Below are 20186 nucleotides of genomic sequence, written 5' to 3'. Positions count from 1 at the left end.
GGAGGATTGTGTCATGAGAATAGGAATAACAGGAGTCGTTTATGCGTTGATGGCATTGTTTTTATTGCCGTCATGTGTATCAGGAAGGGAAAAGGTGAGAGGTAATGGGAAGCTGGTAACCCGAACAGTGCAGATTACCAACTTTTCTGACGTAGAATTGGGTTCGGGAATAGAAGGTGCCCGCAATATGGTGGGAATGAAGAAATGTACACCGGTATTTAATTATACGCAATCGGCTGAAGAGACTACTACTCTGCAAATAACGACCGATGAGAACCTGTTTTCGTTGTTGATTGTACGTGTGAAAGACGATAGGCTGGTTATTCGTCCGGAAGATAAGAACAAAGTTCTTCTTCCTACGAGCATGGAAATTAACGGAACTTCAAAAGAGTTGCGTGATCTTCGCGCAAACGGTTGTATGGATTTCATTGCGGAGGGTTTGGTCACTACCGACGACCTGAATATCCATCTCTCCGGTGTAAGTACGGTGAAAATGGACGATTTAGAGAGTAAAGATGTGAAAGTGCACTTGTCCGGTGTGGGTAGTATTTATCTGAAAGGCAAAGCAGACGAAGGTGATTTTAGCGTATCCGGTGTGGGACATATTTATGCGTTTGACTGTCCGGTGAATAATCTTGAATGCCGTGTTTCCGGCGTAGGCGGGGCGGAAGTAAATGCAACGGAACATCTTTCTGCACGTCTGTCGGGCGTGGGTTCTCTGAAATATAAAGGAGATGCGGAGATAGATGCCAATGCTTCGGGAGTTGGTAAGATTAAACGGGTAGACGATTAATGAATAGGGATAATGACTACAGGCAAAATCCTTCCTATAGCATAGCCGGTAGCGGCCGGATAAAATAGAAGGGCGACGCGTCGGTTACCAAGCACCGCTGAATGCCGGCTCTGTGGAGAAAGTGGATTAAGGTGTTACAACCAGCCGGCGTTACGATACCACGCGATACTCTCTTCCAATCCCCGTCTGAGAGAATATTCAGGGGTGAAGCCCAGTTCCTGTTGAAGGGGAGAGACGTCGCAAATCCAGTTGCGCTGTTTCAGGATGATGTATTTGTCACTGTTCAGAGTCATACTCTTTTTCAGCAGTTTCCCGATCCATTCGGAAACAGAGCAGGCTATGTAAACAAGGCAAAGGGGGATACGAGCATGCAGTACGCGTTCTTTCCCTAGTATGTCTTGTATCATATGGGCAAATTCTTCATCAGTATATACATCGCCATCGGCAACGAAATAGTGACGGTTTTGTATCTTTTCATTCTCCAACGCAAGAAAGGCAACTCTGGCCAAATCTTTTACATAGATGAAGGTGATACGCTGTGGGGTGAATCCAACGGCAAAGTCGAAGCCGGAATTTATGCTTTGTATCTCCAGGAAATAGTCTTTTTCTCCGGGACCGTATACACCGGTGGGACGTAAAATGACATAGGGAAAGTAAGTTTGTGTCCGCAGGTAATTTTCCGCTTCCAGTTTACTTTTTCCATAGACAGTGTCCGGCTGCTGCTTGTCGTCTAATCGAATGGGACGAAATGTATGTTCGTCTCCCTGTCCGTAACTGCTGAGGCTGCTCATCAACAGGAATTTCCTGGGTCGGCAATCGGCGGCGTTTAATGCTTCTATGAGATGGTGTGTATTGTCCGCATTTACGCGAAAAAAGTTGCGCTTATCCGGTGTTTTGGTAAGGCCGGCATTGTGGATAACATAATCCCACGCTCCATAGGCTATAGCGAACTCAGAAAGTTGCACAGTCAAAGCGTGCGAATCATGGTACAAGAGATCAATAAACTTGATTCGCTGATCCTGTAAATGCGAACGGTCACTACCTGCGCGTACTCCCGCCCATACTTCGTATCCGCGACGAAGAGCTTCGTCTACCAGATAACCGCCGATGAAGCCGCTGGCTCCTGTAATAAGTATCTTCATGTTTTCTTTTATTTATCTTTCATATAATAGGTATAATAGTACCATAATAGTCCGATCCAGTTCAGAAGAAGGATAGTAAGTACCCAAAGTATCTTTTTACCAATGGAGATGAATGGGTTTTGCATAACGGCGGTGCAGCCGAACATAATGACTGCTATGCCGATAATATATCCTATTTCTTGAAAACTGATCAGAGAGAATGTGTGTGCTATCATGGTATAATAACGGATTATAGAGTGTTAGTGCTCGTGTACTTTCAAGACTCGATGGGGTAGGTTGCCGTGCCCGACGAGTTCGATAGGACACGCATACTTTTCGCCCAGCCATTCTTCGGAAACATCCGCTCCCGGGTGATAGTGGAGTGTTTCGTTTACGCAGGCTATATTCTTCACCATTGTCAAGACTGTCCCGATGTCGTGTGATACCAGAATAATTGCGCTCTCCTTGTTAATTTCTTCCAGTAATTGATAGAAGCGGGACTCGAAACGTTTATCTACATACGAATTCGGCTCATCCAGAATAAGCAATTGCGGACGGGATACGATAGAACGTCCCAACAATACCCGTTGCAACTGTCCGCCGGACAGTTCCCCGATAGGGCGAGTTGCCAGGTCTTCCAGTCCCATTTGTCCGATTACCTGCTCGATCCGCTCGTTCTGCTCGCGGTTGTATTTTTTGAATAATGGTTTCTGCGCAGCCAGTCCGGATGCAATTACTTCTTTTACCGAGATAGGAAACTTCTTGTCGATGTTATTCATCTGCGGCAAATAACCGGTCTTTAGCGAGGAAACTTCTTGCCCGTTTCTGAAAAAACGAATGCTTCCGGACTTCGGGGTGAGAAGACCCAGTATCAGTTTCAGTAGCGTTGTTTTGCCACCTCCGTTAGGACCTATTATACCGAGGAAATCATCTTGCCTTACATCCAGAGTGATATCTTTCAGTACTATTTTGGGACCGTAGCCGGCTGTTACATCCTTTATTTCAATCAGATTTTCCATTGGCAAGAGATTGTGCTATATGAATTAATTCTTTACTCCAGTTATAATCTAACGGATTAATGCGTACCAACCGGCAGTCTGTTTCCTTAGCAATCAGTTCTGCATTTTTCCGGTCGAACTCCATCTGTACAAAGACAACTTTAGCATTTTGTCCGTGCGCCTTCTCTACCAGTTTTTTTAGTTGTGCCGGCGAAGGTTCTTTCCCGTCCATTTCTATGCTGAGTTGCTCTAATCCGAACTCATCAGCCAGATAGGTGAGTGCCGGATGATATATGATAAAAGCCGTTCCTTTCAATGGCTCAAGTAATCCGGTTACGGTGAGCGCCGTTTCGTCGATCTCTTCCATTAGTTTATCGTAATTCCGGCGGTAATAATCTTCGTTTTCCTTGTCGAGGGCTATGAATGCCTGCAATGTGTTTTGTGCGATGATTTTGCCTCCGGCTAGGGACGTCCAGATATGTGGATCGCTTCCTCCGTGATGGTGATGATGCCCGTCCCCATGTTCGTGAGTATCTTCTTCCTCTTGAATCATCGGCATGCCTTCAGACAGATCGAAGATTTGCAGATGAGGATTGTTCTTCCGGATGTTTTCCATCCACGCTTGTTCAAAACCGATACTTCCGATGCGCAGGTAAGCGTCGCTTTGTCCGATCTGTATCATTTGGCGGGGAGTAGGGTCGTATGTCTCGGGACTTTGTCCGGAAGGAACTACGCAATTAATCTTGAATTTATTACCTGCTATTTTCTCGGCAAAGTATCGTTGAGGCTCGATAGTAACGGATACTGTCTTCTCATCCGTTTGCCTGTTGCCACAAGCTGTAAGGAGAAGTGATGACAAGCATACTATCCATATATTCAATAATTTCATATACATAATCTTTCTGCAAAGATAGGCAGAATTATAAACAGTTGAAGTACCTCTTTGCATTATAATAACAGATATCCTCTACAATCTGTTGGATGAAAGGCAACTCGGAGGATGGTAAACGCCCTCCCTCTATATCGTTACCTATCAGATTGCAGAGAATGCGCCGGAAATATTCATGGCGGGGATAAGAAAGGAAACTGCGGGAATCTGTAGACATGCCGACAAAGCGGCTGAGCAATCCCATTGAAGAAAGGGTATTGAGCTGTTCCTCTATGCCTTTGATATTGTCGAGAAACCACCATGCAGCCCCATATTGCATCTTTCCCGGTATTGTTCCGTCGTTAAAATTGTAGATATTTGCCATTACCAGTGCATTGTCTTTCGGGTTAAGGTTGTAGAGAATCGTTTTCGCAAGCAGACCGTCTTCGTCCAGACGGCTAAAGAACCGGTTCATGGATTCTACAAAAGGCTTGTCGCCTATCGCGTCGAATCCGCTGTCTGCTCCTGCCAACCGGAACATGCGTGTATTATTATTACGGTTCGCACCGATATGGAACTGCTGAACCCAACCGACTTCTGCGTTTATTGCAGCCAGTTCGTAAAGGATAGCCGAACGGAATTTGTTTATCTCATCCTGCGTAAGTGTTTTACACATGCGTGCTTTCAGGAAAATGGCCTCAATGCCTATTTCCGTATAAGGTTCGGCATAAAACGTTTCCAGTCCGAAGTCCGAAAGATAGCATCCCATGGATGTAAAGAAGCGATGCCTCTTTTGCAGAGCATCTACAAGATTCCGGAATGAAAGTATTGTCATGTCGGTAACCTCTCCTAACCGGGTGAGATAGGCGTTAAATTCTTTTGGCTTCTCTATGGCCATCACCTTATCCGGACGCCATGCCGGCAGTACCTGTACCGGATATCCGCTTTTCCGGATTGCCTGATGATATTCCAGCGTTTCCGTAGGGTCGTTGGTCGTGCAAAGTATTTCCACTTTCATCCGTTCGATTAAACGGCGAACGGAGAATTCTTTTGTCCGTACCATTTCCGTTCCTGCGTTGTATATTTCCCGTGCGGTAGACGGATTCAGTATTTTCTCGATTCCAAATACGCGGCTCAACTCCATATGAGTCCAGTGATAAAGCGGATTACGCATGGTATAAGGAACTGTTTCTGCCCATTTCCGGAATTTCTCGAATGGTGTACGGTTACCGGTAATATACTCTTCGGCTATTCCGTTTGCACGCATGGCACGCCATTTATAATGATCGTTATCCAACCATATTTCCGTCAGGTTTTCAAAGCAATAGTCTTCCGCTATTAATTTCGGGTCCAGATGGCAATGATAATCGATGACAGGCATATTAGCCGCATGCTCGTGATAGAGCATGCGGGCTGTATCTGTATCTAACAGGAAATCCGGACCTATAAACGGTTTCATATTAATGATATTTCTGGATAATCGATAGAGCGTTACTGCAAAGATTACTTATTTCGTTCCATTTCTTCTGTGCGATAGCTTCTTTGGGGAACAATTTAGAACCCATACCTACACAGGTAACCCCGGCTTTGAACCAGCCGGACAAATTTTCTTCGGTCGGTTCAACAGCTCCGGTAGCCATGATCTGTGTCCACGGCATCGGTGCTTTTATGTTCTTTACGAATGAAGGACCGCCTACGGAACCTGCCGGAAATATCTTGCAAACATCACATCCGGCTTCCTGCGCCATGCTTATTTCGGTCAGCGAACCGCATCCCGGAATATAAGGCATTAAACGGCGGTTGCATACGCGTGCAATCTCCGGGTTGAACATAGGGCCTACAATAAAATCTGCACCCAATTGCATATAAAGGGCGGCTGTGGCAGGGTCTACAATAGAACCTGCTCCCAGTATCATATCCGGACATTCGTCTTTCAAGCGACGGGCTACAGACCCGAACACTTCATGAGCGAAGTCTCCACGGTTCGTAAATTCAAATGCACGGGCACCTCCTTGATAACATGCCTTGATGACTTGCAGGGTAATGTCGGCATCTGCGTTATAAAATACGGGAACCATGCCTGTTGCAGCCATGGTATATATTACTTTTTGTTTATTGAATCTTGCCATTACAGTCTATTTTATCATTTCTATTTATCGTATTGTGTATATGATCTTTTTGTTATCCGGGCGTTTTACCGGGCAACTCTTCCGGAACCGTCACCGGACATTAGTTTCTCAACCTCGTCTACGCTCACCTCGTTGAAATCCCCATAGATAGTATGTTTCAAACAAGAGGCTGCCGTAGCGAAATCCAACGCCTTCTGGTCGCTGTCATAAGAAAGAAGGCCGTAGATCAGTCCGCCCATGAAGGAATCGCCTCCGCCTACGCGGTCTACAATGTGGGTAATGTCGTAACGGCGTGATTCGTACAATTTCCCGTCGGCATATAATACTCCGCCCCAAGTGTTATGGTTCGCATTGATTGAACCTCTAAGGGTAATAATTACCTTTTTAGCCCGAGGGAAACGTGCCATCAGTTGAGTGCAAACCGAACGGAAAGCATCAGCTTCTACATGACCGCCGGTTTGAGCGGCGTCGAATCCTTCCGGTTTGATGCCGAATACCTTTTCCGCATCTTCTTCATTACCTAAGATAACGTCGCAACCCGCTACCAGTTGAGGCATAATTTCGGACGCCGTCTTTCCATATTTCCATAGATTCTTACGATAATTAAGGTCGCAGGAAACGGTAACTCCTAAACGGTTGGCTGTCTGAATGGCTTCCAGGCAAACCTGGGCTGCACCCTCCGAAAGGGCGGGAGTGATACCTGTCCAGTGAAACCATGTAGCGCCTTTTAACGCTTCATCCCAGTTGATCATTCCGGGTTGGATAGTAGAAATGGACGAATGTGCACGGTCGTAAGTTACTTTGCTGGCACGAGCTACGGCGCCTGTTTCCAGAAAATAAATGCCTAGACGCTCTCCGCCGTATAGGATGTGATTAGTTCCTACGCCATGTTTACGGAGTTCCATTACGCATGCCTGGGCTACGTCGTTCTTCGGGAGACGGGTTACGAATTCCGTGTCTATACCGTAATTGGCAAGTGATACGGATACGTTAGCCTCTCCGCCACCGAATGTAGCGTTAAACTGGTTGCTCTGGCAAATACGCAAATAGCCCGGTGTAGCCAGGCGTAGCATGATTTCTCCAAATGTAATTACTTTATGTTTCATGATTTGTGGTCTGTTAATATGTTATAAATGTATTTCTCTTGAATATCGAATGATTGAAGGATAGACTCTATCTGCTCGGAAGGTGCTACCATAAGAGCGGTAGTGAGTATCTCCGCATCCACCGGATTGGCGGATACGATGGAAACAATTTTCCGTTCCGACACATATTCACCCGTCAGTGGATTTTTAATATGTTCCGGGTGCTGAGGCGAGTTACCGGAGGTAGACAACGAACTGTCGAACAGTTTTACAGAGTAGACTGTCTCGTGCGTATAAGGGTTTTCAATCCCTACCGGCCAGTAATCTCCGTGCGGATGCGAACCTATGGCAAGTACCGAACTGTTGCCGAAGTTTACCAAAGCCTTTTCTATTCCGTGGAACTGGAAAATAGACTGCATCTTTTGCAAAGCATAGCCTTTTCCGTATCCGCCCAGGTCGATACTGATTCCTTCATCAAGGAAAGAGATGGTATGTGTGGCTTCGGATAGCTGTACTTTATTGAAGTCGGATAGCGTAATGTCAAAATATCCTTCCGTCAACGTGTTATAGCGTTGGCAATCCACTAAGATATTCCATAGTTCATCGTCCAGTGGAACGGGTGCATGGAATGCCTCACGGTTAATGCGTGACACTGCGCTTTCAGGATCGAAGCAGTTCAATTGGTTATGCAACCGCTCTATTTTGGCGGTGGCTTCATTCCACGCATCTTCCAGCACAGTTTGATTGCCGCCTATAAGAAGAGCGTCGAGCTTTGTGCCCATGATACGCGGCGACGATCCGTGCAACATACCCGAAGGGGCATAGTATTTGGAATTAAACATAGCGCGGAATGGTATTAAAGATTTATTCTCACACCTTGCAAACCGGCTACTTCTACCTCTTTGCCGTCAGGAAGAACAACTTTGTGTTTGCTGTCGTCCATGTTAACAACCAGAATAACCTTCTTTCCGTCTACACTAAGCCATTCTGCGGCACGTACAACCGGCGATACTTCGTAACGGGGGATGTCGCGTGTAGGGTTATCGCCCTTCAAGGTAATCTCCTGCAAGTAACGTCCGCCCAGGAAGAGGTCGTGCTGGTTGCGACGGAAAAGCATCAGGTTTTTCAGGAACAATGCTTCATTCTTTGCCTCCGGCTTCATGAGTGCTACCGGATTAACCCAACCCAGTTGAGAACCCCATAGTAAACTTTGCATACTGATGTAGCGGAATGATCCGTTAGTGAGGTCTTCCGGAATATACGTGAATCCGCTTGTTATAACGCGGTCCGAATAAACGATAGGGAACAACGGTATCATTTTAACTCCCACATGGGCTGTATTCACTACGAGCAACATATCGAAAAGATCCGCATAGCATTCAGCATTTTCTTCACTGGTAAGAATGTTATCTTTTTTCAAATGATTGGCTCGCATGTCGGTCAACAGGTTACGGTAAGCGTAATGCCAGAAATCGCCGCCACCGGCCGGGTGCGGGTGATTCTTCGCGTAGCAGGCTTCGGGAGCTGCGGCTGCTATCTGGTCGATATAAACGCCATTGGTGCCGAGTTCGGATTGTATACGGTCTACAAGGCCTTTCTGTATATTCTGCCAGATGGGAGAAGAAGGACATGTAACCGTGTTGGGCACTTTAGAACCGTATACTTCGGTATACAGCGTGCCGTCGGCTTTACGGCAAGAGGCATCTTTTCCGTTCAGGCGGCTATAACTTTCGGTAGCCGGATCCCATAAGCGGCCGTTAATATATGGAGTTACGTATGCTCCCAGCTTCTGAGCTTCTTTTACTGCTTCGGCAAAACCTTCTTTGGCCGGGAAGTAATCCGGATAATGTGTGTCGTAAGGAATCTGATGCCAGTCGTACCAATGGATACCACAACCTTTGCCATAATATGTAAGGGCTTTACGTACACCGTCCATTATTTCGGGAGAAATATTACGCGGACGTATCCACATGTCTGCGTTCCGTAACCATTGGGGAATGCTTCGTTCCGGGATCAGCTTTTTGCCCCATTCGGTAGTAAAGGTAAACGGGCGATACCATTCGGTAGCGGCGGCTGTCCAGCCTTTCGTGTTATATCCGGTTACAGTTGTCCAGGGTAATTGGAACTGTCCGTTTTTAGTCCAGCCCTCCGATGCTATAATCTCAGTGCAGAAAGTGGCCGTTGTTCCATCATCGTTCACTTTTAGCACCTTGCCCGAAGCGCCTCTGTCTTCCGTTGCGTAATAGAATGCACCTTCCGGATTATGCATTACCAGGAATTGCATGCCGCCCGCGTGCGAAGGATAACGGGAGCGATATTCGTTTTGCCGTCCCATCTCATATTCGATGCCCCAACCGGAAGGAATAATCATTTTCTCCTTTTCAGAGCGAAGAACAGGTATGCGGGGAAATTCTAATTGACTTATTACCCAGTCTTGAGGCATGGATGCATCTATTTTCCATTGCGCCAGTTCGGAGTCGTCGGCTAGCGTGACATACATTTTTACCGGATAAGTCGGCGTGTATCTTAATACCATCTGCCAGGTGAAAACCAATGTTGTCGAGTTGGAATTTTCCCTGATTTCCACTCCTTCATAAGTGCCGTTTTGAGGTATTAATTCGGGCGTTTCTCCATTTGGCCCTTTATAAGTGATTTTCCAGGGTGGAATGGATGCGCTTCCTTCGGACCATAAATTATGATTGCCCGAACGCATGGATACGATTTTAAAGTTTTTGGAATCGGAGAATACAAGTTCCGTTTTTCCATTGGAAAGGATAATATTTCCGTTCTCTTTCTTTACGGAAACGGCTGCACCTGCAAAGTGTGCAAAAAGAAAAATCATGCATGTAAACATGCCGATCATTGTGGTTCTTGATCTACTCATGATGTCTTAGTGGTTTTAATATTACTGTAATAATTTCACAAAGATAAAATCTTTCTTTTACAAGTCATCTATTTTACGTGCACTTTCCTGCTTAAAAACTAAAAACGTCCTTAGGACATATTATTCCGGAAGTCCTTACAATTTAAGTATGAGATCCCGCATTTTTATTCTTTTTACCTAGGGCAAAATCAATTTTGAGCCTGGTCAAAATCAATTACGACCTAGCCCAAAATTAATTTCGAGCCAGGTCAAAAGAATAAAATAACGGGTATTTTTTCTTAGAAAGTCCGATGGGTAAAAGGAATAACAGGGATGTTTCCGATTAATTCTCTATTTATACCGTCTGTTTTCATTGAAACATAAAAAATAGCTATCTTTGCAATCTCCTTATAACGAAGTGGAATAATTAATAAATCGACGATATGATTTTATTCTTTCAATCTCCAACAAAAACGGTGCTGGCTGTCCAGGCGGCACATGCTTTCTCTCCTGAAGATGTTCAAAAGCTCGTTTGGTTGTTTAGTGAGGCAACTCCCGTTCAATCGGAAACATTGGACGGCTGGTATGTTGGTCCGCGCCGGGAAATGATTACCCCGTGGAGTACTAATGCGGTGGAAATTACCCAGAATATGGGGTTGAGTGGCATCTCACGTATCGAAGAATACTTTCCCGTTTCTTCCGGTGAGGCAGATCACGACCCGATGTTGCAACGCATCTACAACGGACTGAACCAGGATATCTTCACAATCAGCAAACAACCTGATCCGATTGTTTATATCGAGGATATTGCCGCTTACAACAAGCAGGAAGGTTTGGCATTGAGTGAAGAGGAAGTTTCTTACCTGAATGAGGTGAGCGGGAAGTTGGAACGTAAACTGACCGATAGTGAAGTCTATGGTTTTGCACAGGTAAACTCGGAACATTGTCGCCATAAAATCTTTGGCGGTACATTCATTATCGACGGAGAAGAGAAAGAAAGCTCTCTTTTTAATCTGATCAAGAAAACATCGGCGGAGAACCCTAACAAGCTGGTTTCTGCCTATAAAGATAATGTAGCATTCAACGAAGGCCCGATGATAGAGCAGTTTGCTCCGGCAAGCGGTGACAAGCCTGACTTCTATGAAGTGAAGAGTATTAAATCGGTTATTTCGCTGAAAGCTGAAACACATAACTTCCCTACTACGGTAGAACCGTTCAACGGGGCGGCTACCGGATCGGGTGGTGAGATTCGCGACCGCCTGGGAGGTGGTAAGGCTTCGTTACCTATTGCCGGTACGGCGGTTTATATGACTTCTTACCCACGTACCGAAGGTGCTCGCGAATGGGAAAAGATTATGGACCCGCGTCCATGGTTATATCAAACGCCGGAGCAGATACTGATCAAAGCGTCAAACGGTGCTTCCGATTTCGGTAATAAGTTCGGACAACCGCTGATATGCGGCTCTGTGCTGACGTTTGAACACGAAGAGAATAATAAAAAATATGCTTACGATAAAGTAATTATGCTGGCCGGCGGTGTAGGTTATGCCAATATGCGCGATGCGTTGAAGGGCGATCCCGAACCGGGTGAGAAGGTTGTATTGCTGGGTGGTGATAACTACCGTATCGGTATGGGCGGTGGCGCTGTGTCTTCGGTGAATACCGGACAGTACACAAGTGGTATTGAATTGAACGCTGTGCAGCGTGCCAATCCGGAAATGCAGAAACGTGTGTCTAACGTAATCCGTACGATTGCCGAATCGGATAATAACCCGGTTATTTCTATCCACGACCACGGTGCGGGCGGTCATCTGAACTGTTTGTCTGAATTGGTGGAAGCAACCGGAGGACATATTGATATGAGCCAGTTGCCTGTTGGTGACCCTACGCTTTCAGCGAAGGAGATTGTGGGTAACGAGAGCCAGGAACGTATGGGCTTGCTGATGAAAGAAGAAGATGTAGCCCGCGTAAAACGAATTGCCGACCGTGAACGTTCTCCGATGTATGTAGTGGGAGAAACGACCAACGATATGAAGTTTGTCTTTGAACAGGCCGATGGCGTGAAACCGATAGATATTAAGTTGGAATATATGTTTGGTAAGCCGCCGAGAACAATCATGAAGGATCATACGGTGGAAGAAACGTATGCTCCGGTGGTTTATAAGAAATCCGAATTGCATCACTATCTGGAAAATGTACTCCAGTTGGAGGCTGTGGCATGTAAAGACTGGTTGACCAACAAAGTAGACCGTTCCGTAACAGGCAAGATCGCCCGTCAGCAGTGTCAGGGAGAATTGCAGTTGCCTTTGAGCGACTTGGGTGCTGTAGCTTTGGATTACCGTGGTAAAGCAGGTATTGCTACTTCAATCGGTCATGCCCCGCAGGTAGCTTTGGTTGATCCGGCTGCCGGTTCGGTGATGGCGATTGCGGAATCATTGACAAATATTGTATTTGCTCCGTTGACAGATAAGCTGACCGGCGTATCGCTGAGTGCCAACTGGATGTGGCCGTGCCGCAACGAAGGTGAGGATGCCCGTTTGTACACAGCTGTTCAGGCTGCTTCCGATTTTGCCTGTGAATTGGGTATCAATATCCCGACAGGTAAAGACTCTTTGTCTATGACGCAGAAGTATGGCGACGACAAGGTGATCGCTCCGGGTACGGTTATTATTTCTGCCGGTGCGGAGGTGAGTGACATCCGTAAGATTGTTTCTCCGGTGCTGGCTCACGAAAAGAATTCTTACATATATTATATAGACTTCTCATTCGACACAATGAAGTTGGGAGGTTCTGCTCTTGCACAGGTTTTGAACAAACTGGGTAATGAAGTGCCGACCGTAAAGAACAGCGAATATTTTGCCGATGCTTTCAATGCTGTTCAGGATGCGATTGAGAAAGGCTTGATCCTTGCCGGACATGATATTTCAGCCGGTGGTATGATCACGGCATTGCTTGAGATGTGTTTTGCTAATGTGGAAGGCGGCCTGCAAGTAAATCTGGATAAGTTATCGGAAACGGATATTGTTAAGGTTTTGTTTGCCGAGAACCCGGGTGTTTTGGTTCAGGTGAAAGACAAGAAAGCTTTTGAAAAGCTAATGGAAGAAGCCGGTGTAGGTTTCGCAATTATAGCCAAGCCGACTGATGAACGTCATATCCTGGTGGAAAAAGACGGTGTTCAGTATCATTTCGGTATCGACTATATGCGTGATGTATGGTATGAGTCTTCTTATAAGCTGGATATCAAGCAGAGCGGTAACGTATGTGCAGGCAATCGTTTTGAAAACTATAAGATGCAGCCGTTGGAATTTAAGTATGGTAAGAACTTCACCGGTAAGCTTTCCGATTATGGATTGACTCCCGATCGTAAAGGCAAGAGTGGAATCCGTGCCGCCGTAATCCGTGAAAAGGGTTGCCAGTGCGAACGTGAAACCTCTTACGCATTGTATTTGGCCGGTTTCGATGTGAAAGACGTTCACATGACTGACCTGGCTTCCGGACGTGAAACATTGGAAGATGTAAACATGATTGTATTCTGCGGTGGCTTCTCCAACTCGGATGTGTTGGGTTCTGCCAAAGGATGGGCCGGCGGTTTCCTGTATAATGAAAAGGCCAAGAAAGCACTGGACAATTTCTATGCACGTCCCGATACATTAAGTCTGGGTATCTGTAATGGTTGCCAGCTGATGGCGGAACTGGGAGTTGTCTATCCGGAGCATGAGAAGAAACATAAGATGTTGCATAACGATTCACATAAGCTTGAATCTAACTTTATCACGGTAGAAATTCCGAAGAACCATTCTGTTATGTTCGGTTCGATGAGCGGATTGAAACTGGGTATATGGATTACTCACGGCGAAGGTAAATTCTACTTCCCGTATGAAGAAAAGGAATATCATATCGCTCTTAAATATAATTATGAAGGTTATCCGGCTAATCCGAACGGTTCGCCCTGGTCGGTTGCCGGCGTATGTTCGCATGATGGTCGTCATCTGGCTATGATGCCTCACCTGGAGCGTGCTATGTTCCCCTGGCAGTGTGGTTACTATCCTGCCGATCGCAAGAACGACGAAGTAACTCCATGGATCGAAGCTTTCGTGAATGCGCGTAAGTGGATTGAAGGGAATAAGAAGTAATATTTCAGAGAATTTTTAGTAATACTTATCTAAAAGCCGGATGAAGCATTGGTATTCGTCCGGCTTTTGTATTTATATGGAAACAATCAATTTACCGGGTTGTAATAACGACGTAATACGTACGGGATATTTTTACGTCCGTAAACACACATACTTTGTTTTGTGGAGATAAGATTGTGATTTGGATGAGGGCGATAAATAAAATGGATATATTCTGAAAAGAATATATCCATTGTCCTTTGTGCGGCTGAAGGCAGTAGAACCTGCTGCTTAACCGTCTGTATATCTTAATCTTACAAATTTGAAAATTCTACAAGGTTACGAATAAGTCACGATTTTAACACTTCGTTTTGCATCGCTTTGCTGAGTGGTTGGTTATACAAAGATATAAATTTGAATTACAGCCTTCCTCATATTTTTCTTTTATTTTCAAATAACTTATTTTTTTGTATTGCCTTCTTCTATTGTATTACTTTATTAAACCAAATACAGTGTCATTTGTAGATTTTACAGTGTCATACCTATTCCATTTCTATTTTCTTATAAAATTTCCTAATACCCATTTAGTGTTGATCTCCTATGTATAATCATCTTTTCTTTTCCGAGTATTAACACATCATAAAGAGGGTACAGTTTTTCTCTTAGTATGTTTTCCATAAATCATTTATACTAAATCATTTCCTACAATAACAGGATAAGCATTCTTTGCAGATTTTATTTTTAGTTTATATTTATTACCAAGTTTATCTGTATAAATTACATAAATAATGTATTTACAATCTACGTGTCTTTTCTCACAATTGGATTCGCAGAATATCCATCTCTCTTCTTCTTTTAATAAATCAGAAGGTAAATGCTCATTATGAAGTATTATGTCATCTGACTCTAATTCGAACTTAATTAATTTAGCAATTTCGCCTCTATTGCTTAGGTTTATCTTGAAATCTATACCATTAGCATCTTGATAAATGCCATTAGTCCATAATTCAGGAAGAACACTTGCTCTAAGTTGTTTAGCCAAATTATCATTTTGTACCTCAAGTGTGCTTGCAATATTTGTTAACTTTTCTGTTATATTGGTTAATTTATCAATTTGGTCTTGTTTGTATTTGTCCTTTATAAAGAGCATTACAAATGCCCCAAATGTACCAATAGCCCCCAAAGCTCCTAAAATCTCAAAAATGAATTTTGTTATTTCCATAATTATAATGCTAATAATAGATAGCTGTTTTAAGAAAATTAATATTTTAAAGAGTAAGTATATATAATCCATACTACCTCTATTCTTCTAAAATTCCAACTTTGGCAACCCATTCACAATTTTTACAGTTTCAACACTAACAGTAATAATACGAAGCAAAAGATTGTAGATATACTTCTCATCATCGTGTTCACGAGACCAATCATTCGGGTCATTTTTGATTTGACTATCCTTATTGATAGTTACAGCATAACGTTCCATTATCCACTCGATAGCACTTTTACCATTCACGATATACCCATATGCTTCTAATGGAATGTTATGAATAGCAATTTGACTATTGTAAAATATAGTAGATTTATCTGTTTCTTTACCATTTTTACCAAAACGCATTTTGTCCACACGATAATCAATTCTATTACCTACGCCAAAAACAATTTCTACGCCCTTGTAAGGCTCTACTGTCTCGTAATTGAGATGAAGGTTAGCTAAGTCTCTACCAGCTTTGCTGAATGCCCAAAAATCGTCTGATTTGTCGACTAATGGTAGACGTGGTAACATCTTTTTCAAATCAGCTTCGAATGCTGTGCGATAATCAGGGCTGTGAAGAATACCATATACATAATAGAAAATATCTTCTTTGGTGGTTTTGTGACTATATTTGACACGAGCTTCTTTGAGTATGAAATCTGAAACGCCATCCCTGCGAATATAGCGGTCGGTAGTGGTATCTTTAAACAAGTCTAATAAATCCTGTGCGTTTTCTTCGTACCAATATAGTGGGAAGCATTGACCTTTTTCTATAGTATCATAACTTAAATTATTATCAGTAATTATTGTTGAGAAAGGCTTACTACTTCCTATTCCTGAAAGACAAATCACAGCATTTTTATGATTTGCTGATGGAAATAACTTAGGTGTTTGATAAACACATTCATTAAAGTTTCTATCAAAATAAAAATATTGTTTGCAGAAAGGTCTGTATAAGCTTGAAACAATATTCTCTTCACTGTGATTTCTTTTATATTTTCCTCTCAATGAATTTTGCAATGCTCTTGACCAACTGATTTTAGATGGGTCTTTATCTGTAAATTCAGCAACTTCTATCTTTGGATTTCTCTCTAATTCGAATATAAATTCATCCACTTGTTGATTGTAGAAGTCAATCATGTTTTTCATATTAGAATTTACTTTTTCTTTCGAAAAATTATATACCCACCCATCTCTTGCTGTTACAACACCATTTGAATTTATTTCAAAAATTCTTCTTTTTTCTTTTTTATCTTTACTACCTAACACTATGAAAGATTCAAATACATCGCTTCTTAGATTTAACCAATCACCATGCTCATTGGGTTGCAGTGTTTTCCATTGTATGGAAGGATTGTTAATACTTTTGAAATCCTTTACAATGCTTAATTTTTCTTCTCTGCTTAAGTAATCCCCAATATCGTGATAGTGTATTGTTGCTTTTTTATTGGTCGATTGTGGATTCTTCACCAATAGGGTAATGGCAATAGGAGTACGTGAACCTGAACCAAAAATCTTACCTCCCTCTTTTCTAGATAGTTCCCCACTTGTTCGTTGGTTACCTCTCAGGTTAAATACATAGATAGATGTAAATTCGTTTTCTATACTCTTTCTAAATCCTGATGTTGCATTACCATCAATCCAACTTCCATTAGTAACAAAAGCTATAACACCACCGTTTTTCTTATCCAATCGGTCAGAAGCCCATCTGAAAGCTTTGATATAACTGTCATATAGCGCTTTATTCATTGTAGTATTAGATAAAGCTACATAAGTATTTGCTATTTTATTATCAAGATTGGTATATGATTGATTTTGAGCATTGTCATTTGCATCTTTTTGCCCAACAGAATAAGGTGGATTTCCAATAATTACACGTAATGGAGTTTTCTTTTGCTCCATAACCCGTTTAGAGTTTTGAGGAAACATCTCAGAAAACATCTTTTCACTATTGTCATCTTCTCCTAATTGGAAAGTATCAGTCAAACATATTCCATTAAAAGATTTATAACTTTCACTATCATTTGAAAGGTCATGATATATGTTTTCTATATTGATTGAAGCAATATAATAAGCTAAAAGAATAATCTCATTAGCATGTAATTCTTTTGTGTATTTGCGTTCTAAATCTTCTTTTTTAATCAGTCCGCTTTGCAATAATCGAGCAATGAAAGTTCCTGTTCCTGTAAAAGGGTCAAGTATATGAACATTTTCATCGGATAAACTGCGCCCAAACTCTTTTTGTAATATATACCCCACTGAATTAATAATAAAGTCAACTACTTCAACAGGAGTATATACAATTCCAAGTTTCTCAACTACTTTAGGAAATGCAGATTTAAAGAATTTATCATAAAGCTCTACAATTACTTTTTGTTTACCTTCTGCATTGTCAATGTCCTTAACGCGCCTACGAACCGAATCATAGAATTTATTTAGTTTTTCATTCTCATCCTCTGTTACTTCATCATCTAACAAATCCATAACTTTTTGCATGGATTTAGATATAGGGTTGTTTTGAACAAAGGAATAGTTTTCAAATAAGGCTTCAAATACAGGTTTAGTAATCATGTGTTGAGAGAGCATCTCAATAGCTTCCTGTTCACTTACTGATGGATTTATATTTTTGCGAAGTCCTTTGATAAATTCATCAAATGCTTTTTTATGCTTTCCTTCTTCTTTTATCAGTTTTTTAATCCTGATAATATGTTCTTCTGCGATATGAGCTATATCTTTTGCCCATTGTTCCCAATACCGTTTATTACCTACTTTCTGTACCATCTTAGCATAGAAGGTGCTTTGTAGTTCTTCAAATTGTATTGCTAACTGAGCAGCTAAAGCAGAACTTCCATTTGGTTCTGTACCATCCCCATCTCCGTCTGTGCCATTGTCTATACCACCAATCAGTATTTGAGCAGGTTTATTTTTATTTAATTCTATTTTATTTATAGTAGCATTGAAACGGTCATCATGTGCCCGAAGAGCATTCAGTACAGTCCAGACGACATTGAAGCGAGGATTCTTATCTAATGCTTCGCTTGCATCCACTCCTTCGGGTACAACAACAGGGATAATAATATAACCATATTTTTTCCCTTCTGCTCTACGCATTACACGACCAACTGACTGCACAACATCCACCTGTGAATTACGAGCCGATAAGAAAAGTACAGCGTCTAATGAAGGGACATCCACGCCTTCACTCAAACACCGAACATTCGTGAGCATACGACATTCTTTGTCATCCTCAGGGTTAGATTTGAGCCACGATAATAATTCGTCCCGCTGCGGAGCTGACATACTACCATCAATATGTTTTGACTGTACATAGACCATACTTGCTTTTTCTTCTTCAGTTTTGTCCTCAAAATAAGCAGGTTCACACTCATTAAACATCAATGAGGTCGCTTTCGACACCTTTATATTCTGACAGAAGGCAACAGCTTTACGCATCGGGTCGGGGTCTGTGTCTTTTATAATGGCTGCATCACCTAATAGTTTCTTAGACAAAGCATTGATACAACCAACCATTTTAGATAAGTCATCAGTATTTATTTCACCACTATTGTCTGAAGTTATACGTTGCATTAATGGCGAGATGTCTTTATCCCCCACTGTTAATACAAGAACTTTATAATCGGACAATAAATTGCGGTCAACTGCCTCACCAAAACCTATACGGTATATCTCAGCACCATAAATGGCTTCATCATCCATAGATGCTAATATCGCATCGTTCTGACTTGCCTTAGTTTTGGTTTCATCACTATATAGACGTGGTGTTGCGGTCATATAGATGCGTTTGCGGGCTTTGATAAAATTATTGTCATGCACCTTCACAAATGAGCTTTCATCCTGACCACTTAATGTTACCCCTGTTGTACGATGAGCCTCATCACATATTACAAGGTCAAATATGCCTTTTTTATTCTCGTCTTCGCTTTGGAATATTTCATCTTTATTTGTGAAATTATTTATGTAAAATTGTTGAGCTTCTGATATAACATCAATTGATTGGTAAGTTGAGAATACAACCGTCATACCATCTTTATCTAAAGCATGTTGTAATTGGCTTCCTATTTTTCTAACATCAGTAGAAGCAGGTAACGCAAGATTGATAACAGCGAATGTTTCATCATCGTCATTTAGACTTCTTTGTTGAGTTACTCTTCTATCACTACAAATACAAATGGGATTTATTGGTTTAGATGCTTGTGCTGACCATTCTCTCAATGTCTGACCTAATAATGCAATAGAGGGAACTAAAAACAATACTAACCCTTTATTATTAGTTTCTTGTTCAGCTATTTTAAGAGAAGTAAATGTTTTACCTGTACCACAAGCCATAATCAGTTTACCCCGATTATGGTTTTTAAAGTATTCGTGAGCTTTATTGATGGCTGTTTCTTGATGCTCAAAAGGTTTTTTCTGCTCGACACGAGCAGCTTCACCAAAAATTCCTTTTTCCAATTTTAGCCAATCAACATCATCATTCTCAAGTTCAGATAAAAGCAAACGTGTGACCTGAACAGTTTGATTGTTTAATGTTTTATTTGCATTTTCACTCCAATTGTTAGTTGTAGAAACCCAAAGTCTATTGGAAAAACTTACTTGTTTAGTAGTTTTAGGGTCAGAGAAATATTTACCTGAAGTGGACAAGAAACTATCTACTTCCGATTTTCCTATATATGTATTTTCTTGGTAGCATTTACATTGTATTGCCCAAAATTCATTATCATAAGTAACAGCGACCAAATCTATACCTACATCATTCTTACCAAATTCAGCATGTGAGGGAAACTCATCCCACATCCATACTTTTTTGAATACGTTAGCATATAATGGAGTCGTTTTTAGATAGGCTTGCATTAACTTTTCGAACTTAAACCCTTTTTCTCGTTCTGATAATGCTTCTTTCCTGAATTTATTTAGTACTGAATTGAAAGTTTCGATACTCATATTTAT

General features: G+C 42.1%; 13 protein-coding genes. 2 read left to right on the top strand and 11 right to left on the bottom strand.

The genetic code is table 11. The annotated features are described in order from the left end of the window. The first annotated feature begins 13 nt into the window (after positions 1–13). Positions 14–793: a head GIN domain-containing protein gene (locus C1721_RS04605; protein WP_102407361.1), complete on the top strand. Its 780-nt coding sequence runs from the start codon at positions 14–16 to the stop codon at positions 791–793. A 134-nt stretch (positions 794–927) separates the two neighbouring features. Here the strand turns inward: C1721_RS04605 and C1721_RS04600 are convergent, their stop codons facing one another. The 9 genes from C1721_RS04600 to C1721_RS04560 all read right to left on the bottom strand — a co-directional run bounded on the left by C1721_RS04600 (position 928) and on the right by C1721_RS04560 (position 9878). Beyond that, entirely contained in the window at positions 928–1935 is a 1008-nt protein-coding gene (locus C1721_RS04600) for an NAD-dependent epimerase/dehydratase family protein (RefSeq protein ID WP_102407360.1), read from the bottom strand. A gap of 8 nt (positions 1936–1943) precedes the next feature. After that, complete coding sequence (locus tag C1721_RS04595) at positions 1944–2150, bottom strand: hypothetical protein (protein ID WP_102407359.1); 207 nt, start codon at positions 2148–2150, stop codon at positions 1944–1946. Positions 2151–2174: 24 nt separating this feature from the next. After that, on the bottom strand, positions 2175–2933 hold the full coding sequence (locus C1721_RS04590) for a metal ABC transporter ATP-binding protein (RefSeq protein WP_102407358.1): 759 nt from the start codon (positions 2931–2933) through the stop codon (positions 2175–2177). After that, complete coding sequence (locus C1721_RS04585) at positions 2917–3801, bottom strand: metal ABC transporter solute-binding protein, Zn/Mn family (protein ID WP_102409236.1); 885 nt, start codon at positions 3799–3801, stop codon at positions 2917–2919. The genes C1721_RS04590 and C1721_RS04585 overlap by 17 nt, the downstream gene beginning before the upstream one ends. 31 nt (positions 3802–3832) lie before the next feature. Then, positions 3833–5239 carry a glucuronate isomerase gene (gene uxaC / locus C1721_RS04580; protein WP_102407357.1) on the bottom strand — a complete coding sequence of 469 codons (1407 nt, stop codon included), beginning with the start codon at positions 5237–5239 and terminating at the stop codon, positions 3833–3835. A gap of 1 nt (position 5240) precedes the next feature. Continuing rightward, entirely contained in the window at positions 5241–5909 is a 669-nt protein-coding gene (locus tag C1721_RS04575; RefSeq protein ID WP_102407356.1) for a bifunctional 4-hydroxy-2-oxoglutarate aldolase/2-dehydro-3-deoxy-phosphogluconate aldolase, read from the bottom strand. Positions 5910–5974: 65 nt separating this feature from the next. Beyond that, positions 5975–7015: a sugar kinase gene (locus C1721_RS04570; protein WP_102407355.1), complete on the bottom strand. Its 1041-nt coding sequence runs from the start codon at positions 7013–7015 to the stop codon at positions 5975–5977. Next, on the bottom strand, positions 7012–7836 hold the full coding sequence (locus tag C1721_RS04565) for an FAD:protein FMN transferase (RefSeq protein WP_102407354.1): 825 nt from the start codon (positions 7834–7836) through the stop codon (positions 7012–7014). The genes C1721_RS04570 and C1721_RS04565 overlap by 4 nt, the downstream gene beginning before the upstream one ends. 14 nt (positions 7837–7850) lie before the next feature. Next, positions 7851–9878 (bottom strand): DUF6259 domain-containing protein, encoded by a 2028-nt coding sequence (locus C1721_RS04560; RefSeq protein WP_234347300.1) that lies wholly within the window; start codon positions 9876–9878, stop codon positions 7851–7853. A 422-nt stretch (positions 9879–10300) separates the two neighbouring features. On the opposite strand from C1721_RS04560, the gene purL reads away from it, so the two are divergent. Continuing rightward, positions 10301–13990, top strand: a complete 3690-nt coding sequence (purL, locus tag C1721_RS04555; protein WP_102407352.1) for a phosphoribosylformylglycinamidine synthase — start codon at positions 10301–10303, stop codon at positions 13988–13990. A 664-nt stretch (positions 13991–14654) separates the two neighbouring features. Here the strand turns inward: purL and C1721_RS04550 are convergent. After that, positions 14655–15191 carry a hypothetical protein gene (locus tag C1721_RS04550; protein WP_159063531.1) on the bottom strand — a complete coding sequence of 179 codons (537 nt, stop codon included), beginning with the start codon at positions 15189–15191 and terminating at the stop codon, positions 14655–14657. Between the two features lie 87 nt (positions 15192–15278). Beyond that, positions 15279–20180, bottom strand: a complete 4902-nt coding sequence (locus C1721_RS04545) for a DEAD/DEAH box helicase (RefSeq protein ID WP_102407350.1) — start codon at positions 20178–20180, stop codon at positions 15279–15281. Positions 20181–20186: the final 6 nt, after the last annotated feature.

The sequence above is a fragment of the Parabacteroides bouchesdurhonensis genome (assembly GCF_900186615.1).
Lineage (GTDB): Bacteria > Bacteroidota > Bacteroidia > Bacteroidales > Tannerellaceae > Parabacteroides > Parabacteroides bouchesdurhonensis.
This window is presented reverse-complemented; position numbering and strand designations above follow the sequence as displayed.

What these genes read in the sequence shown, in the direction of transcription:
- C1721_RS04605 (WP_102407361.1), top strand. Translation starts at nt 14, where the DNA reads ATGAGAATAGGAATAACAGGAGTCGTTTATGCGTTGATGGCATTGTTT.
- C1721_RS04600 (WP_102407360.1), bottom strand. Translation starts at nt 1,935, where the DNA reads ATGAAGATACTTATTACAGGAGCCAGCGGCTTCATCGGCGGTTATCTG.
- C1721_RS04595 (WP_102407359.1), bottom strand. Translation starts at nt 2,150, where the DNA reads ATGATAGCACACACATTCTCTCTGATCAGTTTTCAAGAAATAGGATAT.
- C1721_RS04590 (WP_102407358.1), bottom strand. Translation starts at nt 2,933, where the DNA reads ATGGAAAATCTGATTGAAATAAAGGATGTAACAGCCGGCTACGGTCCC.
- C1721_RS04585 (WP_102409236.1), bottom strand. Translation starts at nt 3,801, where the DNA reads ATGAAATTATTGAATATATGGATAGTATGCTTGTCATCACTTCTCCTT.
- uxaC (WP_102407357.1), bottom strand. Translation starts at nt 5,239, where the DNA reads ATGAAACCGTTTATAGGTCCGGATTTCCTGTTAGATACAGATACAGCC.
- C1721_RS04575 (WP_102407356.1), bottom strand. Translation starts at nt 5,909, where the DNA reads ATGGCAAGATTCAATAAACAAAAAGTAATATATACCATGGCTGCAACA.
- C1721_RS04570 (WP_102407355.1), bottom strand. Translation starts at nt 7,015, where the DNA reads ATGAAACATAAAGTAATTACATTTGGAGAAATCATGCTACGCCTGGCT.
- C1721_RS04565 (WP_102407354.1), bottom strand. Translation starts at nt 7,836, where the DNA reads ATGTTTAATTCCAAATACTATGCCCCTTCGGGTATGTTGCACGGATCG.
- C1721_RS04560 (WP_234347300.1), bottom strand. Translation starts at nt 9,878, where the DNA reads ATGAGTAGATCAAGAACCACAATGATCGGCATGTTTACATGCATGATT.
- purL (WP_102407352.1), top strand. Translation starts at nt 10,301, where the DNA reads ATGATTTTATTCTTTCAATCTCCAACAAAAACGGTGCTGGCTGTCCAG.
- C1721_RS04550 (WP_159063531.1), bottom strand. Translation starts at nt 15,191, where the DNA reads ATGGAAATAACAAAATTCATTTTTGAGATTTTAGGAGCTTTGGGGGCT.
- C1721_RS04545 (WP_102407350.1), bottom strand. Translation starts at nt 20,180, where the DNA reads ATGAGTATCGAAACTTTCAATTCAGTACTAAATAAATTCAGGAAAGAA.